This is a genomic window from Autumnicola tepida (assembly GCF_031846485.1).
Taxonomy (GTDB): Bacteria; Bacteroidota; Bacteroidia; order Flavobacteriales; family Flavobacteriaceae; genus Autumnicola; species Autumnicola tepida.
In genome coordinates this window covers 1-362 of record NZ_JAVRHQ010000122.1, presented here as the reverse complement: position 1 = coordinate 362, position 362 = coordinate 1, and the positions used below count along the sequence as shown (strand labels likewise).

The following is a 362-nucleotide window of genomic DNA, read 5'->3' as shown; positions in this document are numbered from 1 at the left end:
GAAGTCTATACTGACGGTACCAAGATCGAATCTGCAGCCGGACGATACACCTTTGTCTGGGGCAATGCCATAAAAACACGCAAAGAAAAAATGATGCAGCAACTTGAGGAGATGTGGGAGTATGCCCAGAGTATTGCTGATGATGAAGATAAGGATCCCACTCCTCCGGATTTTAAAAAAGTTGAGAAGGAAAAGGTAGAACAGACAGCCCAAAAGATCAATAAGATCCTCAAAGGAAATGACAAGGCCACTGCTAAAGCCAAGGCTAAGGCTCGTTACATCAAGAAGAATTTTGCTGCCAATCTAGAGAAGTACGAGCAGCAGGAAGTACTTCTTGCGGGGCGAAACAGCTACAGCAAAAC

Annotated in this window: 1 pseudogene; it reads left to right on the top strand. The window is 44.8% G+C overall.

The features are described from left to right. Positions 1–362 (top strand): annotated as a pseudogene (locus RM553_RS19630) (IS5/IS1182 family transposase); the annotation flags it as partial.